This window comes from Rhizobium sp. CB3060, assembly GCF_025200735.1.
Taxonomy (GTDB): domain Bacteria; phylum Pseudomonadota; class Alphaproteobacteria; order Rhizobiales; family Rhizobiaceae; genus Rhizobium.
Genome location: NZ_CP104158.1, coordinates 3,880,348 through 3,897,919 on the forward strand (window position 1 = coordinate 3,880,348; position 17,572 = coordinate 3,897,919).

Genomic DNA, 17,572 nt, shown 5'->3' on the forward strand with positions numbered 1-17,572 from the left:
CTTCCAATAATTCCGCGATATCTGATGTTTCTTTCACGGAAATCGTCTGTGGTGCAAGAAAATAGGCCGCATTTTGGAACGTCATCCCCAGTCGGCGACCTAAAACGATGTGGTCATATCCTCGCTAACAGCGTCGCCCGCGTTGCGTCGTCCACGAACGCGGCTTCGACTGCCGTTCGAGTCATGGCATTGATCTCGTCGTCGCTGAAGCCGAAGGCGGCGGACGCCAGCTCGTATTCGCGCTTCAGGGAGGTGTGGAAGAAGGGCGGGTCGTCGGAATTAATCGTCACGCGCACGCCCGCGTCACGAAGCTTGCGCAGCGGGTGCGACGGGAAGTCGGGAAAGACATTCAGCGCGACGTTCGAGCCGGGGCAGACTTCCAGCACCGTGCCGAGATCGGCGAGGCGCTTGACGAGGTCGGCATCTTCGATGGCGCGCACGCCATGGCCGATGCGCGACGGACGGACCAGCTCGACCGCATCGGCGACGCTGAAGGCGCCGCAGACTTCGCCGGCATGGATCGTGAGGCCGAGGCCGGCTTCGCGGGCAATGTCGAAGGCGCGCGCATAATCGGCAACCCGGCCCATGCGCTCTTCGCCGGCCATGTTGAAACCCGTGATCAACGGGTTATCGCTCTTGGCGGCATATTCGGCGGCCTTGATGACGCGCTCCGGTCCGAAGTGACGTTCGCCGGTGACGAGCAGCCGGGCGACGATGCCGCTCTTTTCCTGCGCTGCACGAATGCCGGCCGAAACGCCGGCCATATAGGCATCGGCCCCGAGGCCGATCCGGTCGCCATGGTCGGGCGAGACGATCAGTTCGCTGTAGATCGTGCCGATGCCCGCAAGCTCTTCGAGATAGGTCTCGGTCAACAGCGCATAGTCTTCCTCGGTGCGGTAGACTTCGGAAACCTTGTCGTAGCAGACGAGGAATTCGGTAAAATCCTTCCAAAGATAGATACCGTCATGCATGAAGGCACTGGTGTCGACATTATATTTCCGTGCCTGTGCCAACGTCAGCGCCGGAGGAGCAGCGCCTTCGAGATGGCAATGCAGCTCGACCTTTTTCAAATGCGATGTCACAGAAAACTCCTTCCATGCGGCCCTGCCGCAATTCCCAAATGGCGTGCAACGGTTTCACCAATATCGGCATAGGTCTGGCGGACGCCGATCGAGCGCGAGCGGATGCCAGGCCCGTAGGCGATAACCGGCACACGCTCGCGCGTATGGTCGGTGCCGCGCCAGGTCGGATCGCAGCCGTGATCGGCTGTCAGGATGACGAGATCGCCAGGCTTCAGCTTCTCGTGCACCTCCGGCAGCCTTGCGTCGAAGGCTTCGAGCGCGGCCGCATAGCCGGCCACGTCGCGGCGATGGCCATAGACCATGTCGAAATCGACGAAATTCGTAAAGACGAGGTCGCCATCGCCGGCCTCGTCCATCGTCCTTAGCGTCGCATCCATCAGCTTCATGTTGCCGTTGGCCTTGATGATGCGGGAGACGCCTTGATGGGCAAAGATATCGCCGATCTTGCCGACCGCATGCACGGTGCGTTCGGCCTTGACCAGTCGGTCGAGCAGGGTCGGCTCCGGCGGCAACACGGAGAAGTCGCGACGGTTGCCGGTACGCTCGAATGTCGCCTGCGTCTCGCCGACGAACGGGCGGGCGATAACGCGGCCGATATTATAAGGATCAAGCAGGGTGCGGACGATCTGGCAGAGGGCGGTCAGCCGTTCGAGGCCGAAATGGCGCTCATGCGCGGCAATCTGGAAGACGGAGTCTGACGAGGTGTAGCAGATCGGCTTGCCGCTACGGATATGCTCTTCGCCATATTTGGCGATGATCTCGGTGCCAGATGCATGGCAGTTGCCGAGAATGCCGGGGAGATCGGCGGCCTCGCAGATGGCATCGACCAGCTCCGGCGGAAATGCGTCGCCCTCGGTGGAAAAATAGCCCCAGTCGAACATGACGGGTGTGCCGGCGATTTCCCAATGGCCGGATGGCGTGTCCTTGCCGCGCGACACTTCGTTGGCGCAGCCGTAGAGACCAAAGAGCTTTTCCGGCTGCGGCATGCCGGCCGGATAGCTGCCTGTTGCCGCCTTGGCGATCTCCAGCAAGCCGAGACCCGACATGTTCGGCAGCGACAAGGGGCCGGAACGCAGGCCGTCGCGGTCGGCGGCACCCGCCGCGCAGAACTCGGCGATATGGCCGAGCGTATCGGCGCCCTCGTCGCCATAGGTGGCCGCATCCGGGCTGCCGCCGACACCGAAGGAATCAAGAACGAAGAGAAAGGCGCGCGCCATGGTCCACCCGATAGGATTGCTCAATGCGCGACGTCCAGCGTCAGGCGCATTGGACGTCACCCATATAACGGCGACGTCAACTTGGCAATTTCCTGTTCAGGTGGGAAATATTGCAGGGATTTACAACAATTCTGCTCAGCAATCGCTGCAGGTGACCGTACTGTCGGTCCGTGGACGATAGAAATACTCGCGGCTGATGGTGATCTGGCTGCTGCCGGCGGGCAGGAAATCCGAGCCGAAACTGATGAGCTGATACGGAATGGCAAGCTCGGTGCGCACCAGAAATGTGCTCGCCTGATTGATGTCGCTGGGGACGGTGGCGGTGCCACCGGTCGCGTAGGGCTTGCTGCCATCCTGCGCCCAGGACCAGGCAACGGTGGCATTACTGCTGGCATCGAGCTGAATACCGGTGATTTTCAGGGTCAGGCCGGTCGAGTCGTAGGGTGCGAAAATAGCGTTTGCAACCGAAGGCATGGTGGCGAGCACCGTCTTACTGACGCTGGATTGCTGCGTCACGATATCGGCAATGGATCCGGCCGACCGGCTGGCGCGCTTTTCGACGCTGAGCGCAATGGTAAGTTCGAAGGCGCCGAGATAGAGCATCAGCAGCACCGGAAAGAGAATGGCAAATTCGATCGCGCCGATGCCCCGCTCGTCGCGGGTAAAGCGCCGCAAAAGGGCGCAAAACCTAACCGTTAGCTCCTTTCGTGCCATCGCCACCCTCCTCACGGATAATTCTCGTTTTGGAAGGCGGCCGTTGCGACGATAAGGTAGGTCGTCGGCATCGAACCGTCTGACGGCCGTATCGTGGTGAGATAAGGCCGCAGCAGATCGGTCATTATCTGCCAGCGATAGTAGGCGCGCACCATATTCATAGACTTGGCGCCGCCGGGAGCGAATTTGAAGCCCGTTGTGTCGAGGTCGGAATAGGGATCGGACGACACGCGTGGGATGGTGGTCGGCATGGCTGCAAAGCTCGTGTAGCTTTCCACGTCGAGATAGAGATTGGTCGGCGTCGTCAGTTCGGTTGCCGAGCATGCGATGATCACGGAAATTTCGTTGCAGAAAGCCTGACGGAACGGTTGTGCACCCGTGGCGGCGGTGATCTGCCCGGTCCTGATCTCGCGCGACACGGTATCGACGGCATTGGAAACGACCTGTTCGGCGATGAAGGCGACGAAGGTTTCCAGAATTGCGAAGATGATCAGGAAATAGGGGATCGCGAGAAGGGCGAATTCGATGGCGGCAGCGCCGTCGCGAGAACGCACGAATGCGCGCAAGCGTCCGCCTGCCCGCTTCTGCGCAAAAGTCTTGCCCCCAAGTATATCGTCCTCTGGCATCATACCGGAATCCGCACGTTTTAAGTGGGGTTAAGACTAGAGCCGCTTTCTTGATAATCCGTTTCTCATCTCTCTTCATATTGAAGAAATGTTTGGATTGTTTAAGAAAGACGAGTCTTATTTAATATAGTTGAATACAGAGAAGGAACGGAGATGCCGCCATTATTGGGTAGCGGCTGCGGCGGTGCTGTTCTGTTGGGCATGCTGCTCGCAGTTGGGCGTGCAGGAAAGCACCGAGCGGTCGGTCTGGCGGTAGACGCGGACTGTGTTGCCCTCGTCGATCGATACGAGGATACGCTCATCGACGATTGCGTTGCCGTCGGAATCGAGCAGGACGATGTTCGTGGTGCCGAAACTGCGGCCGGTAAGCACGATGGTCTTCGGATCGGCAACGGTCGCGTCCGCCACTTGCGAATTGCCGACGATGACCTTGCTGACGGGACGATCGAGCTTCAATACGCGTGCATGATCCATATAGACGCGCAGCATGCCGTTATCCGCGGCGTGGGAAAACTGCGGCATCAGCCCCACTGTTGCGGCGACGCAGGCAAAGAATGCAATTTTGCCGCGGGTTGGCATGGGTCTGGCCTCGTGAAGCTGATGACGGAAACAATTACCAAATAGAATGAGAAAGAATGGTGAATGAACAATTAAGGGGAAGGCTATTCGTTCAGTTCCGATGCAAGTCGTGCTCTTCTGCTTCCATTTTGGGATTTCCCTACGGGAGTTGCAATATATTGGAACAATTCCCATTGATTGCTAATATATCAGCTCCTAATCATTACGAAGAGGCTGAAGATTTTCTCTAAAAATGCTTGGAAAGACATGAATTGACGTTAACTAGTCTATTTGCGTTTTAGTTTTTCCGATCTGTTAACCCACTTCCTTAAAGCGATGGAAACGGCCAGCCGCTACCGTTCTGCTCATCCGATCAACGGCAAACAGTTGGCGGACGTGCTGTCAACAAAGTGAGTGGAGTGAACCTATGACCAAGCTTTTTTCCCGTTTCCTGAAAGACGAATCCGGTGCGACCGCAATTGAATACGGCCTGATTGCCGCGCTGATCTCCGTCGCTATCATTACTGGCGCAACGACCCTGGGCAACACGCTCAGCACCGTGTTCAATAATATTTCCACCAAAATGAACGCTGCTTCTACCGCACACTAATTGATTGCGGCGTCTCGGCGGCATGTTTGGATCGAAAACGGCACAGTTGGCTGGCGTGCAGCCAACAAAGTGAGCGGAGAGCTACCTCATGACTAAACTTTTTTCGCGTTTTCTGAAAGACGAATCCGGTGCGACAGCAATTGAGTACGGCCTCATCGCAGCGCTGATCTCCGTCGCCATCATTGCCGGCGCAACCACACTGGGCAACACGCTCAGCACCACGTTCAACGGCATTTCCGACAAGATGAACGCTGCTTCTACTGCGCATTAATCGTGCGGAAGTATAATGATGTAAGATATTCGGAAACCGCTCCCTATAGTGAGCGGTTTTTGACTTTTATAGGTTAAGCTGGGGATATCAAATGCTTGAAGCTGCAACATTGCTGATCTTCCCGCTCTGCCTCGCGGTCGCGGCCTTTTCCGACCTGTTTACGATGACGATCCCGAACCGGGTTTCGCTCGTCCTGCTCGGTTCCTTCATCGTACTTGCGCCCTTGCTCAGTCTGACATGGCCCGACATCGGCATGCATTTTGCCGGCGCGGCCATCGTGTTCAGCGTCTGCTTCGCGCTTTTTGCCCTCAACGTGATGGGCGGTGGCGACGCCAAGCTGCTGGCGGCGTCCGCACTCTGGTTTGGCTACGATCCGTCGCTTCTCGCCTTCCTCGTCTATGTTGCCCTCATCGGCGGCGCGGTGACGCTTTTTATCCTCGTGATCCGCTCGCATTCGAGCGCCATCATGGCCATGGGCTTGCCACTGCCGAACTCGCTGCTGATTGCCAAGAAGATCCCTTATGGCATTGCCATCGCTATCGGCGGCTTCCTGGCTTTTCCCTCGTCGCCTATGGTCGCGGCGGCGACATATCATATTATCTAAATTAGATCTTTCTAAGAATTAATGATGTATTGCGCAACGCTATATTCTGCGTGCCTTTAATAGTTATGCTTAATTGATTGTAAATGTAATATACCATTAACCATAATTACACCAATTGCGGAGCATTCTGCGGGGCGAAGAGTCGTATTCCCCAAGGAATGATCATGAAACCCGCTCGCTTAATGATACTCGCGGTGGCAGTTGTCGCGGCAGGGCTTGCCGGATTGCTGGCGATGCGTCTGGCCGGCACGCGCAACGTCGTGCCGCAGGTCGAAGCGGTGATAGAGAAGGAGGCGACGGCCAATGTGCTCGTCGCCGACGCCAATCTTCCGGTCGGCTCGCGCCTGAATGAGAAGTCGATCCACTGGATGGCCTGGCCGCAAAGCGGCCTGGTCAAGGGTTTCATTACCGAATCCGAGCGCCCCGATGCCCTGAAAGACCTGAACGGCGCAGTCGTGCGTCTGCCGATCTTTGAAGGCGAACCGATCCGCGAAGAGAAGGTCGCCGATTCCAACAGCCACATTCTCTCCTCGCTGCTGCCCTCCGGCAAACGTGCGGTCGCCACCGAGATTTCCGTCGCCACCGGTGCCGGCGGCTTCATTCTCCCCAATGACCGGGTCGACGTGATCATGGTGCGCAAGGGCGATACCCAGAAATTCGTAACCGAGACGGTGCTCAGCAATGTCCGCGTGCTCGCCGTCGATCAGCAGGTCGAGGAAAAGCAGGATGGCAGCAAGTCCGTGGTTGGCACGACCGCAACGCTTGAGCTGACGCCGGATCAGACCAAGGTGCTTGCGGTCGCCCAGCAGATGGCCGACCGGCTGACACTGGCGCTGCGCTCCGTCGCCGACGCGCAGCAGCCGGATACGATCGCCGCCGATTACCTGCTGAGCGGAGATAACGGCGGTGCCGTCGTCCAAGTTATCAAATCAGGCTCGATCATCGCCAACGGCACAGCCGCAGCCAAGACGCCATGAGAAGGGGCGGGACCATGTTCAAGACCAGCAAACCGATCCACCTCCTCTCGATTGCGGCTCTCTCCTTTTCGGTCGCTTTCTCCGGCCTGCCTTTCGCCGCAGCGCCGGCCTTTCTGCGCATGTCGACGGCCAAGGCCGACGGTTCCGACAGCATCGTTACCATTGCAGGCCTCGGCACCAAGCGCACGCTGAAGCTCGGCCTCAACAAGGCGCTGGTGGTCGATTTGCCGGCAGACGCCCATGATATTCTCGTTTCCGATCCGAAGATGGCCGATGCCGTGACGCGTACCTCGCGCCGCATCTATCTCTTCGGCAAGACGGTCGGCCAGACCAATATCTTCGTCTTCGGTGCCGACGGGAAGGAGATCGTCAGCCTCGACCTCCAGATCGAGCGCGATATTTCCAGCCTTCAGTCCAATATCAAGCGCTTCATTCCGGACTCCGACATTAATGTCGAGATCGTCTCCGACAACATTGTCATGACCGGTACGGTGCGTACGCCGCAGGATTCGACGCGCGCCGAACAGCTTGCCGAGGCTTTCCTCAAGGGCGGCGAGGCGACGACGCGCAATGAAACCGCAAGCGCTAGCGGCGGCGACAATTCCGTCGCCCTCTTTGCCGAAGCACGCCAGACGTCACAGATCGTCAACCTTCTGCAGATCGAGGGCGAGGATCAGGTGACGCTGAAGGTCACCGTCGCCGAGATCAAGCGCAGCGTGCTGAAGCAAATCGGCTTCGACAATCTCGTCAGCAATTCCTCAGGCCTGACTGTCGCTCAACTCGGCAGTATCACCAGTGACACGACCGCGGCCGCGGGCGGTGGCGGTATCGCCGCCCTATTCAAGAGCGCGATCGGCAAATACAATATCAGCACCTATCTCAGTGCCATGGAGCAGGCCGGCGCGGTACGTACATTGGCGGAACCGACATTGACGGCAATCTCCGGTCAGGCCGCGACCTTCAATTCCGGCGGTCAGCAGCTCTACTCCACGACCGATAGCGACGGCAACGTCACGATTACGCCCTTTACCTACGGCGTAAGCTTGGCCTTCACGCCTGTGGTTCTCTCTGCAGGGCGCATCAGCTTGCATATCCAGACTGAGGTGTCCAACCCGGTCGGCACATCGGGAACCGCGACGTATAACCAGCGTGCGGCCGATACCTCGGTCGAATTGCCCTCCGGCGGCTCCATTGCGCTGGCGGGCCTCCTCAGTGACAGCGTCCAGCAGACCACCAACGGCACGCCGGGCGCCTCGAAGATCCCGATCCTCGGCGCACTCTTCCGCCAAAAGAGCTTTGAACGCGACGAAAGCGAACTGGTGATCATCGCGACACCCTATCTGGTGCGGCCGGTGGCGCGGGCTCAACTCGCTCGCCCTGACGACAATTTTTCACCGAGCAACGATGTCTCTGCCTTCTTCATGAACCGTGTCAACAAGATCTACGGGCATAAGGACGGGCCGCCGGTTGCGGATGCCGATTTCCACGGCACGGTCGGCTTTATCTACAAGTGAGGGGAGACGGACAATGACGCACCCCTTTTCAACCGGAACAACGAGAGACCAAAAGATGGCCAGCCTCGATCGCAATGCGCCCCGTATCGCCAGGCCGCGATTTTCAGCCCTGGCTCTGATCATGATGGCTGCGGCTGTCAGCGGATGTGCGGGATCGCCGGATCGCATGACGACCAGCGCCCTTTCCGATGACTATCGTCAGCGTCATCCTATCGTGCTGACCGAAAAGGAACATCACGTCGACATCCCCGTCATTGCCGGCGATCGCCGTATTACGACCGGCGCCCGCGACACGGTTCGCGGTTTCGTGCAGGATTATAAGGCTCACGCTTCCGGCACTGTCGAAATCCTGGCGCCCGGCAGTTCGGCCAACTCGCCTGGGGTTTCCGCGCTTCGCCGGCAGATCCGGCAAGAACTTGTCGCAAGCGGCATTCCGTCAGCGCGTATCGTCGACAATTATTATCAATCCGGCGGCCCCGGTGATGCCGCGCCGATCCGCCTTAGTTTCATGGCAACGACGGCGACCACCAATTCCTGCGGCCAATGGCCGGAAGATCTGTCCGATAACGCCTTCGACAATCAGAACTACTACAATTTCGGCTGCGCGACCCAGAACAACCTCGCAGCGCAAGTGGCAAACCCGACCGACCTCGTCGCGCCGCGCGCCATGTCGCCGATCGATACCGACCAACGCAGCAAGGTGATCGACAATTACCGCAGCGGCAACGTCCCGACGAGCACGGCCACGATCAGCGGCTTCGGCTCGTGAGCATGAGGATAATCGGCCGGCGGAACAGGATAGAATCATGAGCGCTATCAATTACGATATCAGAAAGCCCGAGATGGAGGACGATGATGCGCCCCGCACGGGCGATCTCGAGAACATGCGACCGCTGCCGCGCATCTCGGTACACGCCTTCTGCGAAAGCGAGCAGTTGCAGCAGGTGATGGACCGATGCGCCAATGATCGGCGCATGTCCAAGGTCAGCCTCAGAATCACCAGCGGCAGCACCGCGGCGGCGGCGAACATGTTCGCCTCGACGCCGACGCCCAATCTGATCATCCTGGAAACCCGGGCCAATCCGGGCAATCTCCTGGCGGAGCTTGCGCCGCTCGCTGCCGTCTGCGATCCCAGCACCAAGGTGGTGATCGTCGGTCATCACAATGATATCGGCCTCTATCGCGAACTCATCCGCAACGGTATTTCCGAATATATGGTTCAGCCGGTTGCCATGGCCGACGTCATGGCGGCGATGACGGCGATCTTCGTCGATCCCGATGCCGAGCCGCTTGGCCGCAGCGTCGCCTTTATCGGCGCCAAGGGTGGGGTAGGGGCATCCACCATCGCGCATAATTGCGCTTTCGGCATCTCCAACCTGTTCTCGACCGAGACCATTCTCGCCGATCTCGATCTGCCCTACGGCACCGCCAATATCGATTTCGATCAGGACCCGGCCCAGGGCATCGCCGAGGCCGTCTATGCGCCGGAGCGTCTTGACGAGGTTTTCCTCGATCGCCTGCTGACCAAATGTTCGCAGCACCTGTCGCTGCTTGCTGCCCCCTCTATGCTCGATCGCGCCTATGATTTCGACGGCCAGGCCTTTCAGCCCGTGCTCGACGTCCTGCAGCGCAGCGCGCCGGTGAGCGTGCTCGACGTGCCGCATCTCTGGACGGAATGGACGCGCTCGGTGCTTTCGGCCGTCGACGAAGTCGTCATTTGCGCGGCGCCCGACCTTGCCAATCTGCGCAACGCCAAGAACATGTTGGATGCGCTGCGCAAGCTGCGCCCCAACGACAAGGCGCCACATCTCATCCTCAATCAGGTCGGTATGCCGAAGCGCCCGGAAATCGGTCCCTCGGAATTCTGCGAGCCGTTGGAGACCGACCCGATCGCCATCATTCCCTTCGATATCAACTTGTTTGGCAACGCCGCCAACAGCGGCCGCATGATTTCGGAGACCGACCCGAAATCACCGGTCGCCGAGACCTTCTCGCAGATATCGCACATCGTTACCGGGCGCGTTGCCCTGAAGAAGGCAAAGAAGGGCGGCCTGCTCGGCCTTCTGAAGCGGAAGTAATTGTTTGATGTCGCATGATCTTGTTCGAAGGCCGGTTCGTGTTTTTGAGATCATGCTCTAGCGTAGAATTGGATCGACGGCATGTTTGGCAGACGCGGAAATGAAGGTCCTGCAAAGAGCGGTGGCGTGACGCCTCCGCCGTCGCCGCCCCGTGCGCCGTCCGCTACTGCGCCTGCGGCATCGACAGTGCTGGTCGAGCCGGCGCGCGAGGGGTCACAACCGCGCCAGCAGGTGGCGCCGCCGTCGATGCAGACGCCGACACGCCGCCGGCCGGCGCGCACCGAAGAATATTACGACACTAAGTCGCAGGTCTTTTCCGCTCTGATCGATACGATCGACCTGTCGCAACTCTCCAAGCTCGATGCCGAGGCTGCGCGCGAAGAAATTCGCGACATCGTCAACGACATCATCACCATCAAGAATTTCGCGATGTCGATCTCCGAGCAGGAGGAACTGCTCGAGGACATCTGCAATGACGTGCTCGGCTACGGTCCGCTCGAACCGCTGCTTGCCCGCGACGATATCGCCGACATTATGGTCAATGGTGCCGGCCAGACCTTCATCGAAGTCGGCGGCAAGACGGTGGAATCGGAAGTCCGCTTCCGCGACAATGCACAGCTCCTTTCCATCTGCCAGCGTATCGTCAGCCAGGTCGGCCGCCGCGTCGATGAATCGAGTCCGATCTGCGACGCCCGCCTGCCGGACGGATCGCGCGTCAACGTCATCGCACCGCCGCTGTCGATCGACGGCCCCGCGCTCACCATCCGTAAATTCAAGAAGGACAAGCTGACGCTCGACCAGCTCGTCCGCTTCGGCGCTATCACGCCGGAAGGAGCCACGCTGCTGCAGATCATCGGCCGCGTTCGTTGCAATGTCGTCATTTCCGGCGGTACCGGCTCGGGCAAGACGACGCTTTTGAACTGCCTTACCAACTATATCGACCGCGACGAGCGCGTCATCACCTGCGAGGATACGGCCGAACTGCAACTGCAGCAGCCGCACGTCGTCCGCCTCGAAACCCGCCCGCCGAACATCGAAGGCGAAGGCGAGATCACCATGCGCGATCTCGTTAAGAACTGCCTGCGCATGCGTCCTGAACGCATCATCGTCGGCGAAGTGCGCGGACCGGAAGTCTTCGACCTGTTGCAGGCGATGAACACCGGCCACGACGGGTCGATGGGCACGATCCACGCCAACACGCCGCGCGAATGCCTGAGCCGTATGGAATCGATGATCGCGATGGGCGGCTTCAGCCTGCCGGCGAAGACGGTGCGCGAGATCATTTCCACATCCGTGGACGTGGTCATCCAGGCCGCCCGCTTGCGCGACGGTTCGCGCCGCATCACCCAGATCACCGAGGTGATCGGCATGGAAGGCGATGTGATCATCACGCAGGACCTGATGCGCTACGAGATCGAAGGCGAAGATGCGAACGGCCGTATCATCGGGCGGCATATGTCGACCGGCATCGGCAAGCCGAATTTCTGGGACCGCGCCCGCTACTACAACGAGGAAAAGCGCCTGGCTGCTGCCCTCGACGAAATGGAAAACAAGTCGAAATAGGACTTTCCCGATGTTCGGTGTCGATCCGGTAGTGCTTCTGATTGTGGTGCTCGCAGCCGTCTCCGCGGCGGCTGTCTGTTACAGCATCCTCTATTCCCGGATCGAGAGGCAGAAAAAGGCCGACAGCCGCGTCAACCGCATCAAATCGGCCGAGACCGACCGTATGCAGGTCAAGGCGGCGCGCGACCGCGTGCAGGAAATGTCGAAACGGCGCAAATCGGTGCAGGATTCGCTGAAGGATCTCGAAAAGCGCCAGTTGGAGAACACCAAGAAGAAGCAGTCGCTGAAAGTACGCCTCGGGCAAGCCGGCCTGTCGCTAACGCCGGCGCGTTTCTATCTCTTCAGCGTCCTGTTCGGCTTCTTCATCATGCTTGTCGTCTTCCTGCTCGGCGCACCGGTCGCCGTCTTGGTCGGCCTTCCCTTCGCCGCCGCCTTCGGCCTGCCACGTTGGGTCATCGGTTTCCTCATCAAGCGCCGGCAGAACAAGTTCCTCGATGAATTCCCCAACGCGCTCGATCTCATCACCCGCTCGATCCGCTCGGGCCTGCCGCTCAATGACGCCGTGCGGCTGGTGGCGGGCGAGGCGCGCGAGCCGGTGAAAACCGAGTTCCGCCGCGTCGTCGAAGCCCAGCAGGTCGGCCTGAGCATGACCGATGCCTGCGCGCGCATGACCAACCACATGCCGCTGCAGGAGGTGAACTTTTTCACGATCGTCATCGCCATCCAGGCGCAGGCCGGCGGCAACCTCTCCGAAGCGCTGGGCAACCTCGCGCGCGTGCTGCGCGAGCGCAAGAAGATGAAGGCGAAGGTCACCGCGCTGTCGATGGAAGCCAAAGCCTCGGCCGTCATCATTGGCTCGCTGCCCTTCATCGTCGCGACGCTCGTCTATCTGACCTCGCCGCAATACATGTTGATCCTTTTCACAGATCCGCGCGGCCATTTGATCCTGGGCGCCGCCGGCATCTGGATGTCGGTCGGCATCTACATCATGCGCAACATGGTCAATTTCGAGATTTGACCGAAGGAGACGCCGAGCCATGTCCTCCGATTTCGCCAGTAGATTGACCGATCCCAGCACGGTACTCGCCGTTTTCGTGGCGATCGCCGTCTTCGCCACCTTCTACACGATCGCGGTGCCCTTCCTGGAGCGCGGCGATCTCAACAAACGCATGAAAGCCGTTTCCACCGAGCGAGAACAGATCCGCGCCCGGGAACGCGCCCGCTTGACCGCCGATGGCGGCAAGGCGTCGCTACGCAGCCAGAACAACCAGAATGTCCGCCAGATCGTCGAGCGCTTCAATCTCCGCACCGCTTTGGTCGATACCAACACGGTCAATCGGTTGCGAGCGGCCGGTCTGCGTTCGGAAAATGCGCTGAACATGTTCCTGGTGGCGCGTTTTCTGCTGCCCTTCCTGTTCTTGATGGTTGCCGTCATTTTCGTTTTCGTCCTTGGCTACTTCGCCGCCAAGCCCTTCGCGATCCGCCTTCTCGGCGTTATCGGCACCGCCTATCTCGGCTTTTACGCCCCGAACATCTATATTTCCAATCGCATGACCAAACGGCAGAAATCGATCAAGCGCGCCTGGCCGGATGCGCTCGATCTCATGCTGATCTGCGTGGAATCGGGCATTTCCATCGAAGCCGGCATGCGCCGCGTCTCCGAAGAAATGGCGGAGCAATCGCCGCCGCTCGCCGAAGAAATGGTGTTGACCACGGCGGAACTCTCGTTCCTGCAGGATCGCCGTACCGCTTTCGACAATCTCGCCAGCCGCACACAGATCGAAATCGTCAAATCGGTGACGCAGGCTCTGATCCAGGCCGAGCGCTATGGCACGCCCATCTCGCAGGCGCTGCGCGTGCTGGCGCAGGAAGGCCGCGACGAACGCATGAACGAGGCGGAAAAGAAGGCCGCCGCCCTGCCGCCGAAGCTGACGGTGCCGATGATCGTCTTCTTCCTGCCCGTTCTCATGGCCGTTATCCTTGGCCCGGCGGCTATCCAGGTGATGGACAAATTCTGACATACAAAACTTGCCGCCGGTGCCGGACGTGATTAATTTCCAATCCTGCGTCATCGGCAATGTGAGGCGGATGATACCGGCGCGAAGATGGCGCCGTCCGCCCCGAGGCCGATCGTATCGGGAGGATTTTCATGTCATCCATAGCTATCTTTTTCAGCATCATCGCCGCCGTTTTCATCGGGGCGGTCAGCCCTGGTCCGAGTTTCGTTCTCGTTTCCCGCATCGCCGTTTCCCGCTCGCGCAGGGCTGGCCTTGCCGCCGCGCTCGGAATGGGTGCCGGCAGCGTCACCTTCGCGACTTTGACCCTGTTCGGTTTGAACGCGCTGCTGATGCAGGTCGAATGGCTCTATCTTGCCCTGAAGGTCGCCGGTGGCCTGTATCTGATCTACATTGGCATCCGCATTTGGCGGAACGCCGCCCACGACCTTTCTATCGACGCTCCAGCCACGCCGATCGGCGGGAGCGTCGGGCGTAATTTCTGGTTTGCGCTGGGGACGCAGCTCAGCAACCCGAAGACGGCCATTTTCTACGGCAGCATTTTTGCAGCACTTCTTCCGGCCGAACCCGCTCCCGGGCTGATGCTCGCCGTGCCACTGGCGGTCTTCGCCGTCGAGGTGGGTTGGTATACGGTTGTGACACTCGCCTTTTCGTCAAACCGTCCGCGCGCGCTCTATCTCGGCGCCAAGCTTTGGATCGACAGGATCGCGGGTGCCGTCATGGGAGCGCTTGGCGTCCGGCTGGTGGCGGAAGGCCTGCCGCGGCATATCTGGCGCTGAAACCGCTCTAGTTAACCGCTTTCTTGCCGCCATCGCCGGCGGCGAGTTTTTGCCAGGAATTCTGCTGCGCCAGCATGGAGCGCAGATAGGCGACATTGGCGTTCGCCTGCTGTGGCGTCAGTTCCTGGCGGGCGATCTTTTCGGCTTCGGGGAAGCGGCCCTGCAACCCAACCACGAGAGCCAGATTCTGGCGCACGCGGCTGTCGGCTGTCGGCTGAGCGGCGGCGGAGCGAAGATAGGTCTCGGCGGACTTCAGATCGCCGGTCAGCACATAGGACATGCCGAGATTGGAAAGGATTGTCGGCTCATTCGGCTGCAGCACGAGTGCATCGCGATATTTGCCGCGCGCCTCGGTCGAGCGGCCGAGCTGATCGAGGATCGCGCCTTCGGCCGAAACCAGCCGCCAGTCCGGGCGGTCCGGGGTCTGCGCGCGATCGATGGTCGCAAGCGCATCCTGGAGCTGCCCGGCAGCGGCCTGAGCCTTGCCGTAGGCAGCCAGTACGCCGCGATCGTCGGGATGGGCGATCGCCACCTGCTGCATGACCGCCAGCGCCTGATCGTTGCGCCCGCTCATGCGCAGCGCATTGGCGTAGTTGACGCCGGTATCGCGGTCTTTCGGATTGGCCTCATAGGCTTTGCCGAGGGTAAGGGTCGCCTGCGCGAGGTCCGCGCCGTTCATCTCGTCGACCGGCTTTGACATTGTCGGGATCGAGCCGGTCGTCATCTTGTCTTTTCCGGTCGTCGAGCAGCCGGCGAGTACAAGCGCCATAAGTGCCGCTGACGCACCGTGGAGCAGGAAGGTCTTGAATGTCGACGTGGTTGACGAAGTGGCCATGGCGCCTATCCCGAAATGCCTGAGTCCTGCGCCTGGCCTCAAATCGGAACAGGGAAAGGTTTGACGCAATGTTCGCTCCAGCAATAATCTGTTAACCCTAACAGAGAGTTAACCCGCGATTCCCGGAAATCATTGCCAAAGGATAGTTATGGCCCCCTATCAGTACATCGAGCGCGCGAGCCCCTTCAACTCGAAGGGTGGCGCGACGCTGCCGATTTTTGCCGTCACTCCGGCACATATCGAGACTGGCACCATCGATCCCATCGCCCTCGATTGGGCGAGCAAGGCCGGCTACAAGGCCGATAGCGGCTCGCTGCTATTGATTCCGACCGAAGAAGGCCATCTCGGCGGCGCTCTGTTCGGCCTTGGCTCCAACCCCTCGGAACAACCCTTCCTGACGGGCAGGTTGGCGCGTAGCCTGCCGGCGGGTGATTGGCATATCGAGACCGCGCCGCTCACGGCAAACCGGCTTTCGCTCGGCTTCGGCCTCGGCAGCTACCGGTTCGAGCGCTACAAATCGGAAAAAGCCAACCCGCCGACGCTGATGATTCCGCGCGATGCGGACGCCACCGATATCAAGCGCCAGCTCGCCGGCGTCTTCCTCGCCCGCGACCTCATCAACACCCCGACCAACGACATGGGACCGGAACAGCTCGAAGCCGCCTTCCGGGCGCTCGCCGAGCACTACAAGGCGGAGGTGTCCGTCATTATCGGCGACGATCTCCTGAAGCAGAATTTCCCGTTGGTGCACACGGTCGGCCGCGCCAGCGCCGATGCGCCGCGCCTTCTGGAACTGCGCTGGGGCAAGAAGGGTCATCGCCGCATCACGCTGGTCGGCAAGGGTGTCTGCTTCGACACCGGCGGCCTAGACATCAAGCCGGCATCCTCCATGCTGCTGATGAAGAAGGATATGGGCGGTGCCGCCAATGTCATGGGCCTGGCGCTGATGATCATGGACGCCAAGCTGAAGGTCGATCTGCGCGTCATTATTCCGGTCGTCGAAAACTCGATTTCGTCCAATGCCTTCCGTCCCGGCGACATCTACAAGAGCCGCAAGGGCCTGACCGTGCAGATCGACAATACCGATGCCGAGGGACGGCTGATCCTCGCCGATGCGCTCTCCTATGCAGACGAAGAAGCGCCCGATTTGCTGATCGACATGGCGACATTGACGGGCGCTGCCCGTGTCGCACTCGGCCCGGACCTGCCGCCCTTCTTCACCGATGACAACGATCTTGCCAACGATCTCACCGAAGCCAGCCTGGAGACGGACGACCCGTTGTGGCGCATGCCGCTTTACATGGGCTACGACAAGGATATCCGCGCCAAATTCGCCGATATCACCAATGCCCCCTCCGGCGGCATGGCCGGCTCGATCACCGCCGCTTTGTTCCTCAAGCGTTTCGTGACGAAAACGCCGAGCTGGGCGCATTTCGATATCTTCGGCTGGGCACAGAGCGAACGTCCTCACTCGCCGGGCGGCGGCGAGGCGCAGGCCATCCGGGCGCTGTATCACTATATCCGCCAGAGCGTGCGATAGGGCCGAAGTACTGCCTCTCACCCGCCCTCGTGGTTAGAGGCTACGGTCCTTTGGACCTTCGCACCTCACCATGAGGTGGCCGCTGGCGGCCCGAATGTGCTGCAACCCTTCTCCCCGCATTACGGGGAGAAGGGTTGGCGAATTCCCCTTGAAACCGCCATGATCTTGGCCGAGACTGAAACGGTAGCGTAACGATCTTCGAGGTTGCCTTTGCCGCTTGAACTCTCTGCCTCGCAGGCTCTCGGCCTCTGGCAAGGCGTGGCGCTCGAGCAGGTGCGTCGCGAGGGTCATGACTTGACGCTTCGGCAGATGGCGATCCTCCTGCAGATCTACCTCGTGCCGCCACCGCATACGGTGCGAGGGCTCGCCGCAACGCTCGGCGTTACCAAGCCGGTCATCACCCGTGCGCTCGACACCATGGGCGAGATGGGGCTGGTCGACCGCGTCCGCGACGAGCGTGATCGCCGCAACGTCATCATCAAGCGCACTGTCGCAGGCGCGCTCTATCTGGAAAAGCTCGGTGATCTCGTCATCGAGCAAGGCCGCAAACTATCCGTCTAGAGCAGTTCAGCGCTTCACGGAATCGCTG

The 17,572-nt window shown here is 60.1% G+C and carries 19 protein-coding genes; 13 read left to right on the plus strand and 6 right to left on the minus strand.

Going from position 1 to position 17,572, the window contains the following annotated elements; all coding sequences use genetic code 11:
* Positions 1-113 precede the first annotated feature (113 nt).
* The 5 genes from N2601_RS18655 to N2601_RS18675 all read right to left on the minus strand — a co-directional run bounded on the left by N2601_RS18655 (position 114) and on the right by N2601_RS18675 (position 4,218).
* The gene (locus tag N2601_RS18655; RefSeq protein ID WP_104821635.1) at positions 114-1,082 is read right to left on the minus strand and encodes an adenosine deaminase; all 969 of its coding nucleotides are present in this window, start codon (positions 1,080-1,082) and stop codon (positions 114-116) included.
* Positions 1,079-2,299: a phosphopentomutase gene (locus N2601_RS18660; RefSeq protein ID WP_104821636.1), complete on the minus strand. Its 1,221-nt coding sequence runs from the start codon at positions 2,297-2,299 to the stop codon at positions 1,079-1,081. The genes N2601_RS18655 and N2601_RS18660 overlap by 4 nt, the downstream gene beginning before the upstream one ends.
* 135 nt (positions 2,300-2,434) lie before the next feature.
* The gene (locus tag N2601_RS18665; RefSeq protein WP_104821637.1) at positions 2,435-3,013 is read right to left on the minus strand and encodes a TadE/TadG family type IV pilus assembly protein; all 579 of its coding nucleotides are present in this window, start codon (positions 3,011-3,013) and stop codon (positions 2,435-2,437) included.
* 11 nt (positions 3,014-3,024) lie between these two features.
* Positions 3,025-3,642 carry a TadE/TadG family type IV pilus assembly protein gene (locus tag N2601_RS18670; protein ID WP_104821638.1) on the minus strand — a complete coding sequence of 206 codons (618 nt, stop codon included), beginning with the start codon at positions 3,640-3,642 and terminating at the stop codon, positions 3,025-3,027.
* 159 nt (positions 3,643-3,801) lie between these two features.
* On the minus strand, positions 3,802-4,218 hold the full coding sequence (locus tag N2601_RS18675; protein WP_104821639.1) for a pilus assembly protein N-terminal domain-containing protein: 417 nt from the start codon (positions 4,216-4,218) through the stop codon (positions 3,802-3,804).
* A 406-nt stretch (positions 4,219-4,624) separates the two neighbouring features.
* Between N2601_RS18675 and N2601_RS18680 the strand changes: the two genes are divergently transcribed.
* From N2601_RS18680 to N2601_RS18730, 11 genes are all read left to right on the plus strand, one after another.
* Entirely contained in the window at positions 4,625-4,807 is a 183-nt protein-coding gene (locus tag N2601_RS18680; RefSeq protein WP_104821640.1) for a Flp family type IVb pilin, read from the plus strand.
* Positions 4,808-4,895: 88 nt separating this feature from the next.
* On the plus strand, positions 4,896-5,078 hold the full coding sequence (locus N2601_RS18685; RefSeq protein ID WP_104821641.1) for a Flp family type IVb pilin: 183 nt from the start codon (positions 4,896-4,898) through the stop codon (positions 5,076-5,078).
* A gap of 91 nt (positions 5,079-5,169) precedes the next feature.
* The gene (locus N2601_RS18690) at positions 5,170-5,682 is read left to right on the plus strand and encodes an A24 family peptidase (protein ID WP_104821642.1); all 513 of its coding nucleotides are present in this window, start codon (positions 5,170-5,172) and stop codon (positions 5,680-5,682) included.
* A 164-nt stretch (positions 5,683-5,846) separates the two neighbouring features.
* A complete protein-coding gene (cpaB, locus tag N2601_RS18695; RefSeq protein WP_104821643.1) occupies positions 5,847-6,659 on the plus strand; it encodes a Flp pilus assembly protein CpaB in 813 nt (270 codons plus the stop codon).
* 14 nt (positions 6,660-6,673) lie between these two features.
* Positions 6,674-8,173, plus strand: a complete 1,500-nt coding sequence (locus N2601_RS18700; RefSeq protein WP_260303270.1) for a type II and III secretion system protein family protein — start codon at positions 6,674-6,676, stop codon at positions 8,171-8,173.
* Positions 8,174-8,228: 55 nt separating this feature from the next.
* Positions 8,229-8,942, plus strand: a complete 714-nt coding sequence (locus N2601_RS18705) for a CpaD family pilus assembly protein (RefSeq protein WP_104821645.1) — start codon at positions 8,229-8,231, stop codon at positions 8,940-8,942.
* Between the two features lie 37 nt (positions 8,943-8,979).
* Positions 8,980-10,251: an AAA family ATPase gene (locus N2601_RS18710; RefSeq protein ID WP_104821646.1), complete on the plus strand. Its 1,272-nt coding sequence runs from the start codon at positions 8,980-8,982 to the stop codon at positions 10,249-10,251.
* A gap of 81 nt (positions 10,252-10,332) precedes the next feature.
* Positions 10,333-11,814, plus strand: a complete 1,482-nt coding sequence (locus N2601_RS18715) for a CpaF family protein (protein ID WP_104821647.1) — start codon at positions 10,333-10,335, stop codon at positions 11,812-11,814.
* 10 nt (positions 11,815-11,824) lie between these two features.
* Positions 11,825-12,832, plus strand: a complete 1,008-nt coding sequence (locus N2601_RS18720) for a type II secretion system F family protein (protein ID WP_104821648.1) — start codon at positions 11,825-11,827, stop codon at positions 12,830-12,832.
* 19 nt (positions 12,833-12,851) lie between these two features.
* A complete protein-coding gene (locus tag N2601_RS18725) occupies positions 12,852-13,832 on the plus strand; it encodes a type II secretion system F family protein (protein WP_104821649.1) in 981 nt (326 codons plus the stop codon).
* A 131-nt stretch (positions 13,833-13,963) separates the two neighbouring features.
* A complete protein-coding gene (locus N2601_RS18730; RefSeq protein ID WP_104821650.1) occupies positions 13,964-14,608 on the plus strand; it encodes a LysE family translocator in 645 nt (214 codons plus the stop codon).
* A gap of 7 nt (positions 14,609-14,615) precedes the next feature.
* Here N2601_RS18730 and N2601_RS18735 read toward each other — a convergent pair whose 3' ends face one another.
* Entirely contained in the window at positions 14,616-15,443 is an 828-nt protein-coding gene (locus N2601_RS18735; RefSeq protein ID WP_104821651.1) for a tetratricopeptide repeat protein, read from the minus strand.
* Positions 15,444-15,591: 148 nt separating this feature from the next.
* Between N2601_RS18735 and N2601_RS18740 the strand changes: the two genes are divergently transcribed.
* Together N2601_RS18740 and N2601_RS18745 are read left to right on the plus strand one after the other, a co-directional pair.
* Positions 15,592-16,983: a leucyl aminopeptidase family protein gene (locus N2601_RS18740; protein WP_260303272.1), complete on the plus strand. Its 1,392-nt coding sequence runs from the start codon at positions 15,592-15,594 to the stop codon at positions 16,981-16,983.
* A gap of 210 nt (positions 16,984-17,193) precedes the next feature.
* Positions 17,194-17,544: a MarR family transcriptional regulator gene (locus tag N2601_RS18745; RefSeq protein ID WP_104821653.1), complete on the plus strand. Its 351-nt coding sequence runs from the start codon at positions 17,194-17,196 to the stop codon at positions 17,542-17,544.
* The last annotated feature ends 28 nt before the right edge of the window (positions 17,545-17,572 follow it).

Coding starts and splice junctions, on each gene's coding strand:
- N2601_RS18735 (WP_104821651.1), bottom strand. CDS start 15,443: ATGGCCACTTCGTCAACCACGTCGACATTCAAGACCTTCCTGCTCCAC.
- N2601_RS18710 (WP_104821646.1), top strand. CDS start 8,980: ATGAGCGCTATCAATTACGATATCAGAAAGCCCGAGATGGAGGACGAT.
- N2601_RS18725 (WP_104821649.1), top strand. CDS start 12,852: ATGTCCTCCGATTTCGCCAGTAGATTGACCGATCCCAGCACGGTACTC.
- N2601_RS18665 (WP_104821637.1), bottom strand. CDS start 3,013: ATGGCACGAAAGGAGCTAACGGTTAGGTTTTGCGCCCTTTTGCGGCGC.
- N2601_RS18740 (WP_260303272.1), top strand. CDS start 15,592: ATGGCCCCCTATCAGTACATCGAGCGCGCGAGCCCCTTCAACTCGAAG.
- N2601_RS18705 (WP_104821645.1), top strand. CDS start 8,229: ATGGCCAGCCTCGATCGCAATGCGCCCCGTATCGCCAGGCCGCGATTT.
- N2601_RS18690 (WP_104821642.1), top strand. CDS start 5,170: ATGCTTGAAGCTGCAACATTGCTGATCTTCCCGCTCTGCCTCGCGGTC.
- N2601_RS18715 (WP_104821647.1), top strand. CDS start 10,333: ATGTTTGGCAGACGCGGAAATGAAGGTCCTGCAAAGAGCGGTGGCGTG.
- N2601_RS18700 (WP_260303270.1), top strand. CDS start 6,674: ATGTTCAAGACCAGCAAACCGATCCACCTCCTCTCGATTGCGGCTCTC.
- N2601_RS18730 (WP_104821650.1), top strand. CDS start 13,964: ATGTCATCCATAGCTATCTTTTTCAGCATCATCGCCGCCGTTTTCATC.
- N2601_RS18675 (WP_104821639.1), bottom strand. CDS start 4,218: ATGCCAACCCGCGGCAAAATTGCATTCTTTGCCTGCGTCGCCGCAACA.
- N2601_RS18670 (WP_104821638.1), bottom strand. CDS start 3,642: ATGATGCCAGAGGACGATATACTTGGGGGCAAGACTTTTGCGCAGAAG.
- cpaB (WP_104821643.1), top strand. CDS start 5,847: ATGAAACCCGCTCGCTTAATGATACTCGCGGTGGCAGTTGTCGCGGCA.
- N2601_RS18660 (WP_104821636.1), bottom strand. CDS start 2,299: ATGGCGCGCGCCTTTCTCTTCGTTCTTGATTCCTTCGGTGTCGGCGGC.
- N2601_RS18720 (WP_104821648.1), top strand. CDS start 11,825: ATGTTCGGTGTCGATCCGGTAGTGCTTCTGATTGTGGTGCTCGCAGCC.
- N2601_RS18685 (WP_104821641.1), top strand. CDS start 4,896: ATGACTAAACTTTTTTCGCGTTTTCTGAAAGACGAATCCGGTGCGACA.
- N2601_RS18680 (WP_104821640.1), top strand. CDS start 4,625: ATGACCAAGCTTTTTTCCCGTTTCCTGAAAGACGAATCCGGTGCGACC.